The following is a 21,531-nucleotide window of genomic DNA, read 5'->3' on the forward strand; positions in this document are numbered from 1 at the left end:
ACTAATCATGGCAGATGAATTTCCTTTTGAGATATCTCCTATGTTTGAAGGAGAGAGGATTAGAAAAGATGGTATGTATGCAGAACTTGCAGGTCCGAAATCCAAAGGATTCGAACTTGTAAGGGCAGCAGAGATGGATAGTGTTGAAGATGGTAAGTTCACACTTGTCGGTCCCGACATTGCAGATATGGAAGAAGGTTCCCGATACCCTCTTGCAATGATCTACAAGATCGCCGGTGAACTTGTAGAAACTGACCTTGAGTCCATTGTAGAAAGAAGGAACCACGAATTCCAGAACTACATACAGGGATTCATGCACCTGAACCAGAGAGATGATGTCTGGATGAGGGTCAGCAAGGATGCAGTTGCAAAGGGCCTGACATCCTTCGAGTCTGTTGCAAAAGCCATTATGATGCTTTTCAAGAACGAACTTCCATTCATAGAGAAGGTCGAAGCCATATATATTACAGATATGGATGAGATCGAGAAGGAAGTTGAAAATGCAAGGGCAGTTTACAAGGCAAGGGATGACAGGACACGTGACCTTCACGATGAAGATGTCGACACTTTCTACGGATGTACACTTTGTGCATCATTCGCTCCTACCAACGTCTGTGTTGTTACACCTGACAGGATATCACTCTGTGGTGCCATCAACTGGTTCGACGGAAGGGCAGCCGCAAAGGTAGACCCCGAAGGTCCTCAGTTCGCTATTCCAAAAGGAGATGTCATCGACGCAGAATCCGGAGAATATACCGGTGTCAATGAAGCTGCAAAGAGACTTTCAAGCGGTGAATATGACCGTATCAAGTTGCACTCATTCTTCGAATACCCACACACATCATGCGGATGTTTCGAAGTAGTGGGATTCTACATCCCTGAAGTTGACGGTATCGGATGGGTAGACAGGGACTTCGCAGGCACAGCTCCAAACGGACTTCAGTTCTCAACCATGGCAGGACAGACCGGAGGAGGTAAGCAGGTTGTAGGTTTCCTTGGTGTAGGTGTCAACTACTTCCGTTCACCAAAGTTTATCCAGTCCGATGGTGGCTGGGACAGGGTAACATGGATGCCAAAGATGCTCAAGGACAAGGTAATAAACGACATTCCTGAAGAGATCCGTGACAAGATCGCAACCGAAGAGGATGCATCAGATGTTGAAAGTCTCAGAGCTTTCCTCAAGGAAAAGAACCACCCAATAATTGAAAGATGGGCGGAGGAAGAAGAGGAAGCACCTGAAGAGGAAGAAACTTCCGAGGCAGCAGCCCCACAGGGTGGATTTGCTGCTCCACAGATGATGCAGGCTGGAAACTTCGTGCCATCCATGCCAATGGTAGGCGGTGGCGGATCAGGTGGTGTCAAGATCATTCTGAAGAATGCAAAGGTCAGCATCGACAAGGTAATCATCAAGAAACAGGACTAAGAGAGGTCTTCTGTGGCTAAGATAATTGCAGTGACAGGTAAAGGCGGGACAGGGAAGACGGCAACGACCAGTCTTCTCATCCGCCACCTTACAAGAGGTGACAAGGTAGTCCTTGCAGTTGATGCGGACCCTGACACCAATCTCCCGGAAACCCTTGGGTGTGAAACCAACAAGACCATCGGCGACATTAAAGAATACATGCACGAGGAACGTGATAATCTTCCTCCCGACATTAACAAGGAATCTATACTGGAATCAAAACTCTACGAAATACTTGAGGAGATGCCAGGATATGACCTGCTTGTAATGGGAAGACCCGAAGGTTCTGGTTGTTACTGTTACGTCAACAACCTGCTTCGAGGCATCATGAACAAACTTGTGACAAATTATGATGTGTTAATCATCGATGCTGAGGCCGGTCTGGAACATTTCAGCAGGAAGATCTTCAAGAATGTTGATGATCTTATAGTCGTCACGGACGGTTCGCGCAGAGGTCTGAGAACCGCTGAGCGTATCCGGGAACTTGTGAATGAGCTGGAAACAGATGTTTCCAATATCTATGTTATTGCTAACAAGGTCACAGATGCAAACCGCGAGAGGATCTCCAGTACTGCTGAGGAACTCGGTCTTGAACTGATAGGAATGGTCCCTGTGGATGAGATGATAGTGGAAAGAGATCTTGCCGGGGAACCTTTATTTGATCTTCCTGACGATTCCGTTGCAGTAAAGGAAATTGAGAAGATCGCTCAGAAACTTGGTTTGTAACAAATATATCATATGGTGGAATGCACATGACAAAGAAAATGAAATTATCACAGCTTAGTGATATGTTGCAGGACCTCGATGTAGAGTCACTGGAAGGTGTGACCATTGAAGGCGACGTCGAGCTCAACATTACAGGCGGAGGAGGACTCAATCCTGCACTTGCCTACGCACTGGGAAATGAAATATCCCAGATATCCCTGCATATGGCTAACATTGGAAGGATGCTCGGATTCCCTGCAGAACAGTTGCTAGCATCTGCTTTCGGATTGGGAGAGATGCCACAGCCAGAAGCACTTCCGACATCTCCAAGAATACAGGAACTCCTTGCTTCCAAATTCGAGGTTGCAAAAGTAGATAATTGGAAGAACCCAATACAGGAAGTAACTCTTGGTGCTACGTCAGGTGACGGTGGCTCAAGGAAAAGCACTGTTACCATTGGTGGCGAAAACGCACTTCCATATTATTTCGATGCTGAAATGCCCCACAGAAACTATGTCACAATGGACGTTTTCGACATGCCAATAGGCATGGCAAAGGCAGTCAAAGGCAACTATGAAGACGTTATCAACGACCCTGCCGAATGGGCAAAGAAGGTCGTGCGTGATTTCAACGCAGACATGGTAACCATTCACTTAATCTCAACTGACCCTCTCATCAACGACACTCCTGCAAAGGAAGCAGCAAAGGTTGTTGAGGATGTACTCCAGGCAGTTGACGTGCCTATAGTTATCGGTGGTTCGGGCAACCCGGAAAAGGACCCTGAAGTGCTTGAAAGGGCAGCCGAAGTTGCAGAGGGTGAGAGAGCACTACTCGCATCCGCAAGTTTGAACCTTGACTACGAGAGAATTGCAAAAGCAGCCCTCAACCATGGCCATGCCGTGCTTTCCTGGACCCAGCTTGAGATAAACGCCCAGAAGGAACTTAACAGGAAGCTTATGAAGCAGTGCAATGTTCCAAGGGACAGCATTGTGATGGATCCGACAACTGCAGCACTGGGCTATGGTCTTGATTATGCTTATACCAACATGGAACGCATAAGGCTTGCTGGTCTTATGGGTGATGACGAACTGACATTCCCGATGTCATCAGGTACCACCAACGCATGGGGTGCCCGTGAAGCATGGATGGTCTCATCCCCATTAAGTCAGGATTCTGACTGGGGACCACGAGAATACCGTGGACCTATCTGGGAGATCGTCACAGGTCTTGCACTCTCACTTGCAGGCAATGATATGTTCATGATGATGCATCCGACATCAGTGCAAGTGCTCAAGGAAATTACACAGACACTCTATGGTTCCATTGAGTCAGAAGAAATAGATATCACTAACTGGATCGGAGCGGAGGTGTGATAAATGAAAATTAACAGTCCACTGGAAGCTTACAAGTTCCTGCCAGCCACCAACTGTGGATTATGTGGCGAGCAGACATGTATGGCTTTTGCAGCACACCTTATCGACAGGTCCAAGAAACTCACAGATTGTACACCTATCCTTGAAGACAAGTTCAAGAAGAAATTCGAAGAGCTGGACACACTCCTTGCTCCCGAAATAAGAGAAGTCGAAATCGGTGTTGGTGACAAGATCGCTAAGATCGGCGGAGACGATGTACTCTACAGGCACAAGCTTACATTCTTCAACCAGACACAGTATGCTTACGATGTATGGGACACAATGGATGAAAAGGACCTGGTTGAGAGAGTAAAATACATCCAGGACTTCAAGAAATTCTACGTCGGTAATTTCCTCACCGTAGATATAGTGGCAGTGCGTTGCACATCCAATGATCCTGCAAAGTTTGCTGCAGCAGTCAAGAAGGTTGTTGAAACAACGGACTTACCCATCATTCTCTGTTCCTTTGACCCTGCAGTTCTTAAAGCAGGTCTTGAAGTTTCAAAAGACAGGAATCCATTACTCTATGCAGCAAATGAAGATAACTGGAAAGAAGTCGCAGATCTTGCACTGGAGTACGATGTACCTGTAACACTCTTTGCACCGAATGATCTTGATCTTCTCAAGACGCTGGCAAAGACCTTTACAGAAATGGGAACCGAGAAACTTGTACTTGATCCGGGAACATTCCCGACTGGCAAGCAGCTCAAACAGACCTTTACCAACTTCATTAAGGTACGCAGAGCTGGAATCGAAGGTGACCGTGACATCGCCTATCCGATAATGGCAGTTCCGTTCACGGCATGGATGGCTCACGATGATCCTGTAAGTGCTTCATACTGGGAAACAGTTGTTGCATCAGTTTTCACCATCAAATACGGTGACATAATGATTCTTCACAGTACAGAGCCTTATGCAATGCTACCTGAGCTGCATATCCGTGACACTATCTACACTGATCCGAGAAAGCCTGTAACGGTTGATCCGGGCATGTACAAGGTAGGAGAGCCAACTGCAGATTCACCGGTACTGGTCACAACCAACTTCGCTCTCACGTATTACACAGTAGAGAGTGATATCTCATCCAACAAGATCGACTGCTTCCTCTGGGCAATTGATACCGATGGTATCGGTGTAGAGGCTGCAGTGGCCGGCGGACAGCTTACTGCTGCCAAGATCAAGAAGGGAATAGAGGATTCCGGATTTGACCTTAAGAAGGAAACTACACACAACACCATCATTCTTCCCGGACTTGCAGCACGTCTGCAGGGTGATGTGGAAGATGAGACAGGTGCCAATGTGATGATAGGTCCTGCTGATTCAGGAAGAATCCCCGGATGGATGGAAAAGAACTGGCCACCACAGAAAAAATAATTCTGTTGAAAAGATGCTATGGTTTACATGGCATCTTTTTTTATCTATTTTATTTCTGGTTTTGTTAGTTTATTTTTATTCAAAAGAACATAGTTTCTGAACACAAAACTATTATACTATCTGTATGTCGTTTTATGTGGGATTAAATGGATATGATCATACGCCACCACAATAGCATAGAATTGACAAAGAACGGAAAACATTGCGTCATCATCGGTGATGTTAAAAGTGTAATGGATGAGCATATTAAAAAGATGGCCGAGTGGGCAACATGTTTGTGGGACTATGACAGGATAAGCATGTGGAAAAAATCAGATTCCATGAGTCCTGGTTATTTTCTACGTGACAGCCCGGAAGGTAGATACAAAGTACATGTCCTTGATGCCGATCAAAAAGCAGACCTTTTTGGAGGTGCACGCAAAGACAGCCCGTTGAAACTGGATAACTGGGAAAAAAAAGAGTTGCTTGTCTATGTGGACTGGTTTATTGAATAATTGTTCTTTGTGAGGGCAATAAAGTAAAATATATACATATCGGTGGAAATCAGTATCCACATTCATCGATCAATATTTCTTGAATACAATCTCTGTTGAGGTCTACTGATACCTCTGATTCCAGGTACTTCAAAAACTCGCATTTGCCGGTTTTTACAAAAATAACGCAATTTCTGCAATAAAGTTTTTTATTATCTTCAGAATAACCCAGTTCTTCTATCATACACATGCTTTTACTCCATTATCATGGATTATGATGGTTACCATATCCTTTGCGGAAGTTATTCTCCCGCATTCACTACAGTAATAGAATACATTAGATCCTATCAGCTGTCGCTTAAGTTCAATGTGACAATGCTCACAGCACAAATTTTCTTTCATTTTCATAAAATTTACTCCCCATGTATCTAAATGCAAAGATATTTACTTGGAACCTATTCCACCTATCATGAAGCGCATAAACTCCATATCTTCTTTATCCGTTGTTTCTTTGAATTGCCCGTTGACTATTAATTGTAAATTGCTATCAGTTGAATTATTTGTACATTTTTTCGTGTAATTCTGAATGTTTGGCATAAATTTTCCTCCACATTTCATCAAACTCTAATACACAATGCACAAATATATACAAGATGCATATAATCTATATATATATCGGTTTATTATATAGTTGCTATGGGCTAAGATGTTTAGTAACTGAGGTAATTAATTTTCACAATTACACAATACTGCATTATTATATTTAAATTTATATCTTAACATATTTAAGTGATACTTCTTATTAAGAATATCACAGCTATTTTCAATAAGTTATTTGTATCTGGATCTAATAGCAGACAGAAACATTATAAATACTGATTTAATGAATTGTATACACAGAGGTATTGGAATGAATGATGTCTTTTTCAGATCAGCAGAAGAAATTGGGCCTGAGAACACCCAGATAGACCAGATTGTAGATATTTTCCCTAAAATATCGCCTGTTAACAAAGGGGATATCGTTGCTATAAAAATACACCCTGGTGAACTGGGAAACACTACGTACATACGTCCTGTTATTGTAAAGACCGTAGTGGATCTTGTGAAAGAAGCAGGTGGTATTCCTTTTGTTACGGATACAACTGTGCTTTACAGTGGAAAGCGCTTCAATGGCGCCGATCTGTTATGTACAGCAGCTACTAATGGTTTTACGCACGGGAGTATGGGTGCCCCTATCATTTGTGCCGACGGGCTTTGGGGTGATGATTTTGTATCCGTGGGAATTGAGGGGGAAACAATAAGCGAGATCACTGTGGCATCAGCTATTGCAAAAGCTGATTCTATGATAATGATATCACATTGTAAAGGTCATCCTGCATCAGGATTTGGTGGGGCAATAAAAAACCTGGGAATGGGATGTCTGGATAAGAGAGGTAAGACTACTGTTCATGAGGTTGGAAAGCCTGACATTGACCACGACAAATGTGTGGGGTGCAAGAAGTGCCTCAAAGCTTGTCCATGGGATGCCTTGACTATTGAAAATGGGAAGGCCATTGTGAACAGGGATCTTTGCAGAGGCGAACTATCATGCCTTGGAAGCTGTAATTATCATGCTATCGTGCCTCCTGTAGATGCTCCGGTGAAAATGCAACAACGTCTTGGGGAAGCTGCCATGGGGCCAGTAAAACTTTTACCTGAAAAGATCGGATACATTAACTGGATATTCGACCTTACTCCCGGATGTGACTGCTTTAACTTCTCAGCACCAACTTTTGCAGGAGATGTGGGAATTACGGCTTCAAAAGACCCTGTTGCCATAGACAAAGCAAGCCTTGATCTTATAAATGAGAAAATGAAACATGAGGGCAGGGGCTGCATCACTAATGTCTGGGGTGTGGATCCTATGGTCCATCTTGAGTATGCCGAAAAGATCGGTGCTGGAAGTACAGACTACGATATAATACGCAGGTAAAACAGACGGTTTTATTGCTGAGCGAAAACAATATCTAATAAACTATGATATCAGAGCCAATGAATAGTACCATATGCCCAAAATGCGGAAATGAAACGTATAAGTTATTTCAGGGGCGCTGCAAGGACTGTTTTCTCGAGAATTTCACCCTTGCGGAAATAGCTCCTGTGTTACACTCAAGGATATGTGCCAGTTGCGGGGCACGTAATGTAAAGAACAAATGGGTAAATTATGGTAACCTTGGGGATATAGTGATCCAGACAGCAGAAGATGCACTCTTTGTACATGAAATGGCTGAGAATATTGAGGTGTCCATTGTGCCCAGGGAACTTACTCCTCATATGTACAAGGTGCATATTGAAGTGGATGCAACGTTGCTTGGTGAGATTTTCCATCAGGAACTTGGGGCTGAGGTTCGCGTATTGCGTGAGTCATGTGACATGTGTAGTCGCATATCCGGTGGGTACTTTGAAGCGATTCTGCAGATAAGGGCCACCAATCGTATTCCTACCGAAGAAGAGATGAATGAGTGCATAAACATTTCCAACAATGTACTGGGAAGAATGCGTAGCAAGGGTGACAGGCTTGCTTTTATATCCAATTCCCTGGACATAAAGGAAGGTGCTGATCTTTATGTTGGTTCTTCTAACGCAGGCAGGCACATTTGCAAAGAGATAGTATCCCGCTTGGGCGGCAGTTTTAATGAATCTGAATCTTTACAGGGAAGGAAAGAGGGTAAAGATGTTTATCGTATCACTTTTTCACTAAGGCTTCCTGAGTTTATGCCTCATGATATTATTGAACATAAGGGAAGGGTTATAGAGATCAAGAAGTTTGGGAAAAATGTCATAGGTACTGATATTGAGACTGGGGCGCGTTTTACTTCCACAGCCGATTCTCTTAAAAGGGTAACACTCATTGCAAAAAGAAAGGACCTGCAAAAAACAATGCTTGTGGCAATTGAAAATAATGATCTTCTTGTACTTGACCCTGACACCTATGAGACCGTCACTATTAGAAAACCAGTCATGTTCAGTGCAGAAGCAGGGACCGAAATTCCCGTTGTCAAAACAGAGAAAGGACTTCTTGCTGTTGTAGATGGATCCCGATAAAAGGTCCTTATGTCTACGAAGAATATACTGGTTATAGGTTTTAGTACTCGCAATATAGTTTGTTCCGGCACTAGAGCCGGATACAATATGTATTCCATAGATGCTTTCTGTGACCATGACCTTTTACAGTGTTCTGCAGCTTCGAAGAAGCTGGATATAGGGGAAACATTTGATGCCAGTAAGATTAGCCTTGCTGAGTTGGCAGAGCTCATTGAAAGCTTTAATGTTGTCTTTGATGGTATAATACCAGGTTCAGGGTTTGAGACTATAGGCTTGGAAAAGTTGCATTACAGGATAATTGGTAATGAACCTGGGGTTACGATGGAAGTGTCAAACAAACATCGTTTTTCTATATTACTGAATAAATTAAACATAGCTCACCCAAAAACAGCACTTCTTTCTGAGATCGGCAAATTACAGTTACCTGCTATTGTCAAGCCCTCATGTTCAGGTGGTGGTATATTCAACACAAAGGTTGAGCATGAGGGTGATATCGAAGGTATTTATGAAAAATTGAAAAATATCAATCTTCCGGCAGGTAAAAGCAGTATGATTGCCCAGGAATATGTCGATGGTACACCCGCTAGTGTTTCGGTAATATCTACAAAGGACAGAGCCGTTGCAGTAGCTGTAAATGAGCAGCTTATCGGAGTGCCATGGCTAACAGAAATTCCATTTGCGTATTGTGGGAATATAACTCCTTATGAAACTCCTTATGGCTCAGAGATGAAAAGAATATCTGAAGAATTGATTCTCGAGCTTGGACTTATAGGTTCAAATGGTGTGGATTTCATAATAAGTGAAGATGGTCCGGTGGTAATTGAGGTCAATGCACGTTTTCAGGGTAGTCTGGATACTGTTGAGATGGCAACAGGTATCAATTTAGTAGATGCCCATATAAAAGCCTTTGAGGGGATTATCGATCCCCTGACAAAGAACAAAACACAGCATGCATGTAGGGCGATTCTTTATGCCGGACAGAAAACAGTGGTAACTGAAGCCACTCAAAAGAAATTACTTGAAATGAATGTATTTGATGTTCCAAGTGTTGGACAAGTAATAAATCCAGAAGAACCTGTTATATCGATCTTATGCTTTGAAAATGGTCGTGAGGAAGTTTTATCTGAAATTAAGGAAAGCGTTATGTTTATACGTGAATCATTGAATCTACTTGATTCCTGAACAAAAGACCTGTAAATTGGTTGATAATGTTTCAAATCAGGCGGGATTTGCAAGCAAAGATTAATATTTGAATACATTGCATTAACAAGCACATTATGAGGTGAAATTTTTTGATAGATTTGAATGATCCGGTTGTCAGGGGCTATCTCGTTAGGTTGGTGGGTGAAGATGGACTGATGATGATAGAGAAGATGCCCGATGGAGAGGTAACTGACGAACAAATAGCAGAAGCCACGGGTATTCTATTAAACATAGTCCGAAGAACTCTTTTTATCCTTAATGAGAATAAACTCGCTGTATGCAGGCGTGAACGTGATTCCAGTAGTGGTTGGCTTACATACCTGTGGACCCTTGATATGACTGATATTGGCCCGCAGTTAGCAAAGGAAAAGAAAAGACTTGTAAAACACCTCAGAACCAGAGTTAAGTTTGAGGAAGAAAATGTGTTCTACAAGTGTCCGGAAGGCTGCGTACGCATGAATTTTAATGAGGCTACAGAATGCGAGTTTCTTTGTCCGGACTGCGGCGAGGACATGATGTATGAGGATAATTCCGAATTCATTCATAAGATAGATAAGCGTCTGGCTTTCCTGGGCAAAGATCAGTAGAATGCTTTTGCGTGAAGATGCTCTTGATATCCTAAAGATTTCGGGTTGCAGTAAAAAGGTTATAGCTCATTGCGTAGCTGTTGCTGACCTGGCTCTTTCAATGGGTTTGAAGCTGGAAAATGATGGATTAGATGTTGATTTGGAGCTTGTCGAGATTGGCGGACTCCTGCATGATCTTGGAAGGGCAAAAAGTCATGGAATCGATCATGCCATAGTCGGTGTTGATATCGCAAAGGAAAATCACATTGAACCAATGGTTCAGGAGATAATCAAGCGTCATATCGGAGCTGGTATAACACCGGAAGAGGCAATAAAATTCGGACTTCCGGAAGACGACTATATACCATGTACAATGGAAGAAAAAATTGTCGCCCATGCAGATAACCTTTTGATAGGTACAGAAAGGATATCTCTTGACCGGCGTATCCGGAAGATGCAGGAGAAAAATATCGATGAGGGTAGTATTGAACGGGTAAAAGCACTTGCTGAAGAAATAGGTATTTGCTGAACAAGGGATAATTATTTATATAGAAATCACTAATGGGTAACTGTGCATAGGAATGCATAACACGTTTTTATCATGTTAATTTTCTCATTTTTAGTTAGAGGTATAACTGATGACCGATGATAAGTATTTGAAAGGTACAACCACAGTTGGGATAGTTTGCAACGATGGTGTTGTTCTCGCAACCGAACAGCGTGCAACAATGGGACATTTTATTGCAAGTAAGACTGCAAAGAAGATCTATCAGGTTGACGATTTTGCAGCTATGACAACAGCTGGTTCCGTGGGGGACGCACAACAGATCGTTCGCGTAATCAGTGTTGAGTCAAAACTTTACAAGATGAGGCGCAAAGAGCCAATGACCATTAAAGGCCTCACCACCCTTTTATCCAATCTTCTGGCCGGCCAGAGATATTATCCGTTAATGGTACAGCTCCTGATAGGAGGCTATGACAAAAATGGCCCGGCATTGTACTCTCTTGATGCACTTGGTGGAAACATAGAAGAAAAAGATGCAGTATCAACTGGTTCAGGCTCACCCATAGCATATGGTGTGCTTGAAGACAGGTTCAAAGAGAACATGACTACCGAAGAAGGTGCCGAGCTAGCTGTCAGGGCATTGCACAACGCCATGAAAAGGGACTCTGCATCCGGTGAGAACATAGATGTTGTGGTTATCAATAAGGACAAATATACCAGACTTGACATGGAAGACGTCAAAAAAATGAGGGAAGAATTTTAATTCAATATAATAATTCTTTCATTTCTTTCATTTGAACTATTATAAATAATGTTTTGAATATAGTTTTTAACTATATTATACTTTTCATTTTTTACAGGAAGGCTGTTTTAATGGCGGTAGAAGAAGTATTATCCGATCTTAAGAAAAAAATTGAAGAAAAGTTGCCAAGCGGCACAACTATTTCTAGTGTTGAATTTGAAGGCCCTCAACTCGTAGTTTACACCGAAGAACCGAAGAAGTTTGCTGATAACGGCAACATAGTCAGGAACCTTGCAAAGATCTTGAGGACACGCATAGTCGTACGTCCAGACCCAAAAGTACTGATACCCCCTGAGGAATCGATCAAGAAGATCGAAGAGACGGTTCCGTCAGAATCTATTGTATCAAACTACCACTTCGACCTGGATGTAGGTGAGGTAATCATCGAAGCTGAAAAACCGGGGCTTGTAATAGGTAAACATGGGGAGACGCTTAGAGAGATCACAAAAAAGATTGGGTGGACACCCAAAGTCGTAAGGACGCCGCCTATAAAATCACGGACTGTAAAGAACATCCGTGAATTCATGCGTACCAATCATAAGGAAAGAAAAGACATCCTGAAAGCCGTGGGAAGAAAAATACACAGAGGATGTACTTCCAAGGATCAGTGGGTAAGAATAACATCTCTCGGAGGAGCAAGAGAAGTAGGAAGAAGCTGCTTCATAGTTTCAACTCCTGAGTCCAGGATAATGATCGACTGTGGAGTCAATGTTGCTTCAGAAGACGATATGACACCATACCTCTATGTACCTGAAGCTTTCCCCATAAACCAGATAGACGCAGTAGTACTAACACATGCTCATCTTGACCACCAGGGCCTTGTCCCCCTGCTATACAAGTATGGTTTCGAAGGACCGGTATACTGTACCCCGCCCACACGTGACCTGATGGCACTACTGCAACTGGATTATATCGATGTAGCCTCTAAAGAAGGCAAAAGACCACCCTATGCCTCTGCAGATGTAAGGGAAGTCTTAAAGCATGCCATTGTCCTTGATTATGAAGAAGTTACGGACATTGCACCCGACATAAAATTGACGTTCCATAATGCAGGACATATAATAGGTTCAGCAGTTTCTCATTTCCACATTGGTGACGGGCTACACAATGTAGTATTCACCGGTGACTTCAAGTTCGAAAAGACAAGGTTATTCGATCCTGCTGTAAACAGGTTCCCACGTGTGGAAAGTGTAGTTATGGAATCCACCTACGGAAGCTCAAATGCCATGCAGCCATCCCTACAGGATGCCGAAAACAATCTCAAGACTGTGATTAATGAAACACTGAAAAAGGACGGAGTAGTACTCATCCCCGCGTTTGCAGTGGGTAGAAGCCAGGAAGTCATGATCGTTCTTGAGGATGCTATTCGCAGAGGAGAGATCCCGAACGTCCCTGTATATCTTGACGGTATGATCTGGGAAGCAACAGCCATTCATGCCACGTATCCGGAATACCTTAACAATGATCTGCGTAAGCTTATCTTCCAGAAAGGAGAGAACCCCTTCCTTGCTGAATGCTTCAGGCCCGTTGATTCCAATGAACTGCGTCAGAAGATCATTGATGAACCTGAACCCTGTGTGATCCTGTCCACATCGGGAATGATGAATGCAGGCCCTGTAATCGAATACTTCAAGGCATTCGCAGAGAATGAGAACAACACACTTGTCTTTGTAGGATATCAGGCAGATGGAACTCTTGGAAGAAGGATACAGAAAGGATGGAAAGAAATCCCATTGTCCACCAATAACGGAACCTTTGTTGTTTCTATGAATATGAGAGTTGAGGTTGTTGACGGTTTCTCAGGACACTCCGACAGAAGACAACTGATGGATTATATCAAGAAAATGAAGCCACGCCCGGAGAGAGTTTATACCGAGCATGGCGACGAGCGTTCGTGCCTTGATCTTGCAAGCTCTATACACAAGAAGAACAAGCTTGAAACAAGAGCACTGACAAACCTTGAAACAGTACGGTTAGTATAACCGTACATCTCTTTTTTTGTAGTAACTTGGTATATCTGATCTAAAAAGATATATTTGTGATATTGAATTCAGCAATATCTGAGATATTATACCAGTAACCTTCCAATGGGGCTGCAGATCCACAACGAACAAATCTTACTGGAACCTGATAGATGGCTCTTTTTCTTTGCTTCACTGTCATATACCTGGTAAATCTCATCCATTGCTGAAGCCTCAGGCTTGACATTGCTTGAGATCTCTATATAACCACTTTTGGTACTGTAACCAACTAAAATACTGGTTGCATTTTCTATATTCGGAAAAGAGTAATTATCTTTCTCACTTCTGTGTGCTATACTGATCTCACGGACATTGTTCCTGTAAAGCCTATGTTCCTCACTCAAAGGATATGGGAGTTCTCCATAAGTTCCGAACACTTCAGGATTTTCTTCCAACTTATCGAGAACATACGCAGCATGATATAGAATAAGTCCGTCATCACCATAACCCAGTTTCCTGAGAGATTCAATTGCAGTCTTATTACCAATATCTCCAAGAGCCAGTATCGAAGCCCTTCTGAGAGTTTTTTCTTCCTCTTCATTCATGGAAATATTAAGCAGCAAATCTGCCGTCTTATTGTCACCTATTCTGCCAAGAACAACAATTGCATTCTCTCGTTTTCCAATTGTCCTGTTGTCATCTTTGACCATCTGGTTCAATGATGCAACTGTTTTTTCATCTCCGATTTCCGCAAGCTTGTCTATTGAAGCGGTTCTGATACTTTCATTTTCGTTGTCCAGATAACTTATAAGGGAATCTACAGAAGTGTCTTCAACGCAACCCGATGAAAGTATTAATGTGATACTTAAAATTAACAGGAAGAGAATTGTTTTCATGTAAAGCAGAAAAGACACAATCTGTATTATCTTTTTTGTGAAAAGTTCTATATTTTTTATCAACTGGCTAACTTCGGAATTCAAAATAAAAATAGATTTTATTATAATACTTGTCAGTTATTCACAAGTTTAGTCTGATTGTTCAACATCTGGCAGATTGGTCAGGTATCTGATAAGGGCAGAGTGATCTTTAACTATCAGGTCAGCTTCCTGAAGCTTTATCGCATCAATATATGTCGGGATTCCTACGCAGAACATACCTGCGTTTTTGGCAGATTCTACTCCAAGAGGCGCATTCTCGACAACAAAACATTCGTTTTTGTCCAGTTCCAACAGCTCGACTGCCCTGTTATATGGCTCAGGGTCGGGTTTTCCTTTTTTGACATCCTCACCGGAAATTATAGCATCGAATATTCCTGGGTAGAACTTTTCCATAAGTGATGTTACAATTGTCCTGTCAGCACCGGATGCAACAGCAAGTTTGAATCTCGGTTTCATTGAACTCAGGCATTCGTACATGCCTTCAAATGTCTCTGCACGGTTATTCTCAAGAAAGTGTGCTCGCTTTTTTTGGAGGATCGTATCGTAAATATCTAGTTCTGGAATCTTGCCTGCTTTTTTAAAAATAAGATTTATCACACCAACATGATTAGAACCCTCTATCTCATAGATATCTTCTTCCATGACATTGATGTCCAATTCTGCAAAGACATCGACCCATGCTTTTGCATGATATGGCATTGAGTTGACAAGAACTCCATCAGAGTCAAAAATAATTCCTTTGAACATATGGGTTCCTTGCGGGTATTTTCTAATAAACGTTGTGGATGATTAGATCAGTATTAACTGATGTCGACAATGATTTATTCCATCATACTACAGTTTAACTATGGATTCAAAAGATAATGATAATTCGTTTAGGGTCTGTCTTAGTTGTGGATATCAGCTTGGTTTCCATGTTTACTTTAAGGAGATATCCAACGGGAAAGCAAGATTGGGGCTTATATGCCCAGGTTGTGGACAGAGTTACGATATTGGCTGGATCACATCAGATATCACAGAGATGGAGCCAAAAAAAGAAGGTAACTATTCAGCCTAACTGTTTTAATGATGCAAAAAACAATATACTATGGCTTCATTCTATGTGTTAAAAAATATTCAGTAAAATATCATAAAAAACGTCTATCAATCTGAGGGGATTTGTATAGACCGCGAAGAAATACTTGCAGTTTATGAAGCTGGTCCAGAAGCAGTAGTAGAACTTGTAACTCGATTACTTGGGATAATTGAACATCAATCTCTCCAAATTGCACAACTTGAAGAGCGTGTCAGGCATTTGGAAGAAATGCTTGAAAAGAATAGTCGCAACAGTAGCAAACCACCTTCTACTGATTCTTATGCACGGAATAAACCAACCGTTAAAAGTCAAAGAAAAAAGACCAATAAGCATGTAGGTGGTCAAAACGGTCATCCTGGTACTACATTAAGAATAAATGATGATCCGGATGAAGTTATTGTTCATCCTGTTAATCAATGCGTCAATTGTGGGAGATCGTTAGCTTCTGTTCCCTCTGACTATGAAAGAAGACAGGTCTTTGACATTCCTCCTATAACTATCAATTGCATTGAACATCGTTGCGAGATTAAAACATGTCCCAAATGTTCTCATGTAAACAAAGCTCTTTTTCCAGATGGTGTAACTCAGCCGACTCAATACGGTCATCGAGTTAAGTCATTTGCAGTTTATTTGCACACTTACCAATTACTTCCTTATCAGCGTGTTACCAAGTTGTTCTCTGATATTTTGGGATGCAAGATAAGTCCTGCTACTTTGGTGAACACGGAACGTAGTTGTTTTGAGAAGCTTGGAGCTTTTGAAAATACAGTGAAACATCTCCTGAAAGAATCTCCTGTCATCAATCTGGATGAAACAGGAATGAGAATAAATGCAGTTCGTAATTGGCTTCATGTGGCAGGTACAGACAAACTGACCTATTATTTTGCACATCGTAAAAGGGGCTCAGAAGCAATGGATGCTATGGGCATATTACCAGGTTACACTGGTGTTGCAACACATGATTTTTGGAAACCGTACAACAAATATGAATGTCAACATTCATTATGTAATGCACATTTATTACGAGAGTTAACTGGAGCTTCCGAAAACAGGGATCAACAGTGGCCAAAGATAATGAGTGATCTCTTGATATGCATTAAACATCATGTTGATAATGATCTTTTAGATACTGAGCTAATTCAAAGGTTCAGTGAGGATTATGATCACATAACTTGTTTAGGAGTGAATGAAAATCCTCCTGATCCGGAATCAAATGTGCGGTCTAAAAAACGAGGACGTAAGAAGCAGACCACGGTAAAGAATTTGCTGGATAGGTTTATTGGCCATAAAGAGGATATCTTGCGATTTATGTACGACCAAAACGTTCCGTTTGATAACAATCAGGCTGAAAGAGATATCAGAATGACGAAAGTACAGCAGAAGATATCAGGTACTTTCCGCAGTAAACAGGGTGCAAAAAATTTCTGCCGTATAAGAGGATACGTGTCTACTGTTAATAAGAATTCTGAATCTGTTATCGATGCAATTAGTGCAATATTTTATGGCAATTCATTTGTTCCAAAGTTGCAGAATTGATCGTGGATGAAGAAATCAGCTTGGTGGAAGTGAGCTAGGCTGAATAGTTACAAAAGAAGAAGTATATGGGGAATCAAAGCATTAGGTCTTTTTCAATTTCTCCATTTTTCTTTTGATCTTTAATGCATTCTCACTGTGCTTTTTGTGAAGTTTTCCAAACTCTTCATTGCTTAATTTCTTCTTTTCTTTGTCTTCCTTTAATTGTGCAAGTACAGCAAGCTCCGCTTCGTAACGGTCTTCAAACTCGCTCAGATTTCCTGAACTTCCTTTCCTGTAATATAGTATTGCAGCGGCTATGATTACGATTATGATGCCCAGCATTCCCAACATGATGATCGAATTGTATGGTATTGTTGCACGTTCATCATTGTTTTTTTCAAGGCTTATGCTGAATTCATTGAATTGTGGGGATGACCAGATGTATGATGTGTAGCTCTTATCATTGATGGTTTCATCAGCTACAATTGTAAGCCCGTCTGCTGAAATGATTGCGGGAATCTCACTTTCTTCATGGTTGACAACGATTATGAGTCTGGATATGGGATAATCAAAAACCCCGTCTTCACGGATGACTTTTCTGAAGGTTGGGACTTCTTCATGGCTATGCGTGGCATATCTGATACTGTAAAGAAGTGGCATTCCACTGGACTCTGTAGTTCCATAATATGATGGGAAATATAGGAAATCACCTTCCTTTGAATAATTAACAGAGGCTGCAGTGCTACCGCTTGCCATATCACTTACCTGAAATTGCATGACTTCTGCATTTTCCGCTATCCACAGTACAAATTCTTCACTACCATTTGCTGAATCTGTGGAATAGACAATGGATTCAGTTGCAAGCACATAGTCATTCTCCTCAAAATATAACTCAATAAGATGATTGTATTCTGAGATTCCTGCCTGTTCGTAAATACCTGAAACTGCAGAATGATTGCTGGCATTTTCTAATATATCTGCATGTGCCAGAACAGGAGCCTGTAAAAAAACGCAGCAAACGCATAGCATCAGGAACACTGGCGCGTATCGTGTTATGTATTTCCTTGATTGTATGGCATGAGTAGATGATTGTTCTTTCATTATATCACCAAAATAAATGGATAGGAACTAATAATGTACAATATATATGTCTATTATCCTGGCTCTGTAGAAATCCTCATTTGAATTGCATAGACAAACTTGGCATACATGACAAGTTTGTGTACTAATAACTTTATTTTCATCTCTTTTACCTGATTCCAGTATTTCCTTGCCTTGATTTCTTCCTCATACTTTCTTTTGAGGACTGAGAACATAGTTTCCACCAGATTTCTGTAATGGTAGATTTTTTCATCAAACTCTTGTACCATTTTCCCACGGAATTTTCCTTTAATCCTCTTTCTTTTCCTTTGTCGTAAAGGAATCATAGCTATCGATAGAAGTTGTTCTCTTGCTATGGAATGTATTTCTTCTGCATCGTAGTCGAATAAGAAAGAGCGATTACTCGCTCTCCCTCTTCTAAGAACGGTACGTGAAAGTTTCCCTTCATACCGCTCAAGCATTCTATACCCTTTCTGTATCAGGCAGCTTTTGACTTTTTTTTTGTGGTACTCAATACATTTGACTAACTATTTTCTTCCATGTTCCAGTTAGTCCAGAATAGTTAGGTTTGTTTGTGTAGTTCCCATTCTTCCGAGTTTTTAGATAACTTCTTCGCCATTTGAAGTATTCTCTATCGAGATAATGATTCATATCAAGTTTTACACATGGATGTCTGATTATCTTCGTGTCTGAGAAACGTCTGAGCTTATAGTCATTAACAGAAAATACCCACTTCCTAGAACCAACATGATGCCAATATCTGTTGGCAATCCATCGATGAGACTTGTGAGGATGTCGCCTCTTAGCCCATGACCAAAGCATATTCCATAACTTGTAATCAAGTTTACTGAATGTATCTTTGGATACAACTGATTGGTGATACCCAGTCCATCCGGAAATAATAGGTTTGAGTTTTCGGATAAGGGATTCCTGAGACCAAGCCTTACCATTCTTGATAACATCACTTATATTCGTAGTGATTTTCTCAATGGATTTCTTCGATGGTTTAATAATGAGTTTTTCTTTATATTTTCGGAAATTCCAACCCAAAAAGTCAAATCCTTCATCTATATGAGATACAAGAGTCTTTTCTGTCGATAGTTCTAGACCTTTTTTTTTCAGGAATGCCGATATCAATTTTGCAATGTCTTTAGCCACTTCTTCTGAATCAGCAGTGACAACAAAGTCATCTGCATATCTCACAAAATTGACTTTGTGGGGATTGTGTCTACTTTTAGCGACTATCCCTGTTTTAGTTGTATGATACTTAGCAGCTATTGTATTTTCAATGCCATCTAGAGTCATATTTGCTAAAATAGGAGATATGATGCCTCCTTGCGGAGTACCAACTTTCGTAGGATTCAGATGTCGGTGATAAATAAACCCTGCTTTAAGAAATTGCTTGAGTATTGACTTATCCATGGGAATATTGGTCAATAACCAATCGTGATTTATGTTGTCAAAACAACCTTTTATATCGCCCTCAAGCACCCAGTGAGCAGATTGTTTCCTGCATAGACAACTAAACAAGAGCTCACAAGCATCATGAGCACTTCTGTTCTGGCGAAAGCCAAAAGAGGCTCTGTCAGCATTTGTTTCTGCAATCGGATCTAGCGCAAGTGCATGTAATGCCTGCATTGCTCTATCGTGCATTGTTGGGATACTTAATGGTCGTTTCTCCTTCTTCCCATACTTTTCGATGTAGATTCTTCTCATTGGTTTGGCTTTGTAGTTCTTACACGACAGGCTTAAGGCAGCTTTTGTCCTGGATAAAGGTGTTGTCCACTTTTCTCCGTCGATTCCGGCTGTCTTTTTACCTCTATTCTGGGTTACCTTTTTCACTGCCAGTAACCTGGCATGAAAAGATTTGGTCAGAAGATATTGTAGTCGTTTAATTAAGTGCCACTTTCTTTGTCTAACAGCTTTTGCAATTCTGGTTTGCAGCTTATTAACATTCCACTCCACTTTTTTCCAATCGATAAAATCCCATTGGAGAGAGTGTCTGATGTCTGTAAGTTTCTCACCTGAAAGTGTCGTTGAATATCTTACATTCATAAGTTTGCCTCCGTTCATACAATAGAATACCTGCGATAAGTCTGCGTCCTTTCGGACCAAGGCAAATTTGGAACCTCTATACATCCAGTTACAGGATGTCATTCGCTTTTTACCGCTTCCTATATCCCCTGTGCCATTGTTATTTCTCACGAAATTCCTACCTGTTAATAGGAGCACGTGGGACTTACCAAGTTCTACAACGTGAATAAATTGTGGAAACCTTAGAAGCCATCTTAAGACCGAGAACCTTTTGTCCATTCACCACAATGTAAAGGAAGCCATCGTAGTCTGATTCTATACCTTTTGGTTTAAGCGTTACAGTCCGTTTCGCTTATTAATGTTTACAATCCTTGCGATGGTTCGCATTATACTCTTCATAGTTTCCTTATCCTAGCAGTCGGTAAGAATTGGACTTCCTTACTTTCCACATTGTCCAGTGGGCTTAATACCCCAATGTTACCATCAGCGCATTCCACTGTAGGATTACTCCGAATGGAAGGAGCAGCCGCATGGCAATTCATGTTGCAACTTCTTGTCACACACCTTTGTCCATTACATAGTACTTTGATCTACGAGTTTTGTGGCATTGCTTCAGTAATTTCATTGCATGCTTTGCATCATGCACAGGCTTACCTGATATCTTGAAACCAGTAACAATGAACTTTGCAGTATCAATAGAGATACTTGTTTTCAGGAAAGATCTTCGTTTCTTTCCTGTTCTCCAGGAATAATAGTAACTACAGTGGCCACTAGTAAACCCACTTGAATCAATAGCAGTAATCTCTATCTGCTCTCCGCGTGAATAGAATAGTTTTAGTGTTTGCTGCAATAATCCAGTGAAGTAGATAGATTTAATTCTTGTAATGAATTTATGCAGTGTAGTAAAATGTGGAACTTCTTTTAATCCAATTCTTGCTTTAACTTTATCCATCACTTCTACAAGTTCAACAATATCTCTATAATCTTCATCAAGATATTCTTTTAACAAAACCAATGTCAATAGCTGGTGCTGAGTATATTTTCTTTTAGAATATTTACAACTGTAAATCTGAAGGTGTGAGTTTCCTGATACAGCTAGCGCTGTATCAACAAACTTTAAGTACTTGTTAGGCAAAACACAATCATCCCCTTTTGTGTTTCTATCGCAAGTAATAATCAGGGGATTTATCCTTTTTAAATTATTATGCTAAAATAAAATGTGAAGTAGGTTTTCTACAGAGCCATTATCCTGTCTATTTTTAAGTCGGTGGCTACTGAATAATCTTATATAAACATTTCGTATTTTTCTTCAAAATATGTT

At 41.1% G+C, this 21,531-nt stretch carries 22 protein-coding genes and 1 pseudogene; 14 read left to right on the plus strand and 9 right to left on the minus strand.

Going from position 1 to position 21,531, the window contains the following annotated elements; all coding sequences use genetic code 11:
- Positions 1-7 precede the first annotated feature (7 nt).
- The 5 genes from cdhC to V7O67_RS07920 all read left to right on the plus strand — a co-directional run bounded on the left by cdhC (position 8) and on the right by V7O67_RS07920 (position 5,447).
- On the plus strand, positions 8-1,423 hold the full coding sequence (cdhC, locus tag V7O67_RS07900; RefSeq protein ID WP_406657064.1) for a CO dehydrogenase/CO-methylating acetyl-CoA synthase complex subunit beta: 1,416 nt from the start codon (positions 8-10) through the stop codon (positions 1,421-1,423).
- A 12-nt stretch (positions 1,424-1,435) separates the two neighbouring features.
- Positions 1,436-2,188, plus strand: coding sequence for an AAA family ATPase (locus tag V7O67_RS07905; protein WP_406657063.1), 753 nt, complete (start codon positions 1,436-1,438; stop codon positions 2,186-2,188).
- Between the two features lie 26 nt (positions 2,189-2,214).
- The gene (cdhD, locus tag V7O67_RS07910) at positions 2,215-3,540 is read left to right on the plus strand and encodes a CO dehydrogenase/acetyl-CoA synthase subunit delta (protein ID WP_406657062.1); all 1,326 of its coding nucleotides are present in this window, start codon (positions 2,215-2,217) and stop codon (positions 3,538-3,540) included.
- 3 nt (positions 3,541-3,543) lie between these two features.
- Positions 3,544-4,953: an acetyl-CoA decarbonylase/synthase complex subunit gamma gene (gene acsC, locus V7O67_RS07915; RefSeq protein WP_406657061.1), complete on the plus strand. Its 1,410-nt coding sequence runs from the start codon at positions 3,544-3,546 to the stop codon at positions 4,951-4,953.
- Positions 4,954-5,099: 146 nt separating this feature from the next.
- Positions 5,100-5,447 (plus strand): hypothetical protein, encoded by a 348-nt coding sequence (locus V7O67_RS07920; RefSeq protein WP_342305388.1) that lies wholly within the window; start codon positions 5,100-5,102, stop codon positions 5,445-5,447.
- Positions 5,448-5,496: 49 nt separating this feature from the next.
- Here V7O67_RS07920 and V7O67_RS07925 read toward each other — a convergent pair whose 3' ends face one another.
- The 3 genes from V7O67_RS07925 to V7O67_RS07935 are packed head-to-tail and all read right to left on the minus strand — an operon-like array spanning position 5,497 to position 6,023.
- Positions 5,497-5,676: a hypothetical protein gene (locus V7O67_RS07925; RefSeq protein WP_342305387.1), complete on the minus strand. Its 180-nt coding sequence runs from the start codon at positions 5,674-5,676 to the stop codon at positions 5,497-5,499.
- Positions 5,667-5,834, minus strand: a complete 168-nt coding sequence (locus V7O67_RS07930) for a hypothetical protein (protein ID WP_342305386.1) — start codon at positions 5,832-5,834, stop codon at positions 5,667-5,669. Before V7O67_RS07930 ends, V7O67_RS07925 begins: the two co-directional genes overlap by 10 nt.
- Positions 5,835-5,870: 36 nt before the next feature.
- Positions 5,871-6,023 (minus strand): hypothetical protein, encoded by a 153-nt coding sequence (locus V7O67_RS07935; RefSeq protein WP_342305385.1) that lies wholly within the window; start codon positions 6,021-6,023, stop codon positions 5,871-5,873.
- Positions 6,024-6,336: 313 nt separating this feature from the next.
- Between V7O67_RS07935 and V7O67_RS07940 the strand changes: the two genes are divergently transcribed.
- From V7O67_RS07940 to V7O67_RS07970, 7 genes are all read left to right on the plus strand, one after another.
- On the plus strand, positions 6,337-7,398 hold the full coding sequence (locus V7O67_RS07940; protein WP_342305384.1) for a DUF362 domain-containing protein: 1,062 nt from the start codon (positions 6,337-6,339) through the stop codon (positions 7,396-7,398).
- A gap of 59 nt (positions 7,399-7,457) precedes the next feature.
- Positions 7,458-8,510, plus strand: coding sequence for a 60S ribosomal export protein NMD3 (locus tag V7O67_RS07945; protein WP_342305383.1), 1,053 nt, complete (start codon positions 7,458-7,460; stop codon positions 8,508-8,510).
- Positions 8,511-8,519: 9 nt separating this feature from the next.
- Entirely contained in the window at positions 8,520-9,692 is a 1,173-nt protein-coding gene (locus tag V7O67_RS07950; protein ID WP_342305382.1) for an ATP-grasp domain-containing protein, read from the plus strand.
- A 110-nt stretch (positions 9,693-9,802) separates the two neighbouring features.
- Entirely contained in the window at positions 9,803-10,300 is a 498-nt protein-coding gene (locus tag V7O67_RS07955) for a transcription factor (protein WP_342305381.1), read from the plus strand.
- A 1-nt stretch (position 10,301) separates the two neighbouring features.
- Positions 10,302-10,808, plus strand: coding sequence for a TIGR00295 family protein (locus V7O67_RS07960; protein ID WP_406671387.1), 507 nt, complete (start codon positions 10,302-10,304; stop codon positions 10,806-10,808).
- Between the two features lie 109 nt (positions 10,809-10,917).
- Complete coding sequence (gene psmB / locus V7O67_RS07965; RefSeq protein WP_406671388.1) at positions 10,918-11,547, plus strand: archaeal proteasome endopeptidase complex subunit beta; 630 nt, start codon at positions 10,918-10,920, stop codon at positions 11,545-11,547.
- 110 nt (positions 11,548-11,657) lie between these two features.
- A complete protein-coding gene (locus V7O67_RS07970; RefSeq protein WP_406657049.1) occupies positions 11,658-13,568 on the plus strand; it encodes a beta-CASP ribonuclease aCPSF1 in 1,911 nt (636 codons plus the stop codon).
- A gap of 86 nt (positions 13,569-13,654) precedes the next feature.
- On the opposite strand, the gene V7O67_RS07975 is transcribed toward V7O67_RS07970, so the two are convergent.
- Both V7O67_RS07975 and V7O67_RS07980 read right to left on the minus strand, forming a co-directional pair.
- The gene (locus V7O67_RS07975) at positions 13,655-14,443 is read right to left on the minus strand and encodes a HEAT repeat domain-containing protein (protein WP_406671389.1); all 789 of its coding nucleotides are present in this window, start codon (positions 14,441-14,443) and stop codon (positions 13,655-13,657) included.
- Between the two features lie 129 nt (positions 14,444-14,572).
- Positions 14,573-15,232: an HAD family phosphatase gene (locus V7O67_RS07980; RefSeq protein ID WP_342305376.1), complete on the minus strand. Its 660-nt coding sequence runs from the start codon at positions 15,230-15,232 to the stop codon at positions 14,573-14,575.
- 100 nt (positions 15,233-15,332) lie between these two features.
- On the opposite strand from V7O67_RS07980, the gene V7O67_RS07985 reads away from it, so the two are divergent.
- Together V7O67_RS07985 and tnpC are read left to right on the plus strand one after the other, a co-directional pair.
- Positions 15,333-15,542 (plus strand): hypothetical protein, encoded by a 210-nt coding sequence (locus V7O67_RS07985; protein WP_342305375.1) that lies wholly within the window; start codon positions 15,333-15,335, stop codon positions 15,540-15,542.
- A 105-nt stretch (positions 15,543-15,647) separates the two neighbouring features.
- Positions 15,648-17,096 (plus strand): IS66 family transposase, encoded by a 1,449-nt coding sequence (tnpC, locus tag V7O67_RS07990; protein ID WP_406671409.1) that lies wholly within the window; start codon positions 15,648-15,650, stop codon positions 17,094-17,096.
- Between the two features lie 81 nt (positions 17,097-17,177).
- Here tnpC and V7O67_RS07995 read toward each other — a convergent pair whose 3' ends face one another.
- From V7O67_RS07995 to V7O67_RS08010, 4 genes and pseudogenes are all read right to left on the minus strand, one after another.
- Positions 17,178-18,176, minus strand: a complete 999-nt coding sequence (locus V7O67_RS07995; RefSeq protein WP_342305374.1) for a hypothetical protein — start codon at positions 18,174-18,176, stop codon at positions 17,178-17,180.
- 53 nt (positions 18,177-18,229) lie between these two features.
- The gene (locus V7O67_RS08000) at positions 18,230-18,637 is read right to left on the minus strand and encodes a hypothetical protein (RefSeq protein WP_406671391.1); all 408 of its coding nucleotides are present in this window, start codon (positions 18,635-18,637) and stop codon (positions 18,230-18,232) included.
- Positions 18,638-18,686: 49 nt separating this feature from the next.
- A complete protein-coding gene (gene ltrA / locus V7O67_RS08005; protein ID WP_406671443.1) occupies positions 18,687-20,231 on the minus strand; it encodes a group II intron reverse transcriptase/maturase in 1,545 nt (514 codons plus the stop codon).
- 544 nt (positions 20,232-20,775) lie between these two features.
- Positions 20,776-21,345, minus strand: a pseudogene (locus tag V7O67_RS08010) (transposase); the annotation flags it as partial.
- Positions 21,346-21,531 lie beyond the last annotated feature (186 nt).

This window comes from Methanolobus sp. ZRKC4 (assembly GCF_045291305.1).
In the GTDB taxonomy this organism is placed as follows: Archaea; Halobacteriota; Methanosarcinia; order Methanosarcinales; family Methanosarcinaceae; genus Methanolobus.